1 protein-coding gene is annotated in these 344 nt (G+C 46.2%); it reads right to left on the bottom strand.

Features of this window, described 5'->3' with window-relative positions; all coding sequences use genetic code 11:
- Positions 1-207: transposase domain-containing protein (locus PZC42_RS24340; RefSeq protein ID WP_498041195.1), on the bottom strand; the 207-nt coding region annotated here is incomplete at its 3' end.
- Positions 208-344 lie beyond the last annotated feature (137 nt).

Genomic DNA, 344 nt, shown 5'->3' with positions numbered 1-344 from the left:
ATCCAGAATAAGAAGGCGATATTTCCCTATAGTCCGCCGAATTGTATGCTTCTCAAAAACCACTTTTAGCCAAAGCAATCCCAGCTCATCATTGGTCCATCCATTCTCACTTAGGCCTATTGTCCAGTCTGGTGGCAGATCTTGATACCATGAAGATTGGTGGACCTTGCCAGCAAAGATAATCAAAGGGGGTAGGGCCCAGCCCATGGCAATGATTGATTAAATGGCTGTCACCCATTCGCGATTTCCAGGCTGTATAGCTCGTACACGGCTTGTGGTATGATGAGATCCAGTAATAACTTTGGCTGTCGATGCCACACCCATTTGAAAGCCTGTTTCATCAC

It is taken from the genome of Isoptericola croceus, from assembly GCF_029382255.1.
Classification (GTDB): Bacteria; Actinomycetota; Actinomycetes; order Actinomycetales; family Cellulomonadaceae; genus Isoptericola; species Isoptericola croceus.
The sequence above is the reverse complement of the archived record's forward strand: the minus strand, read 5'-3'. Positions and strand labels throughout refer to the sequence as shown.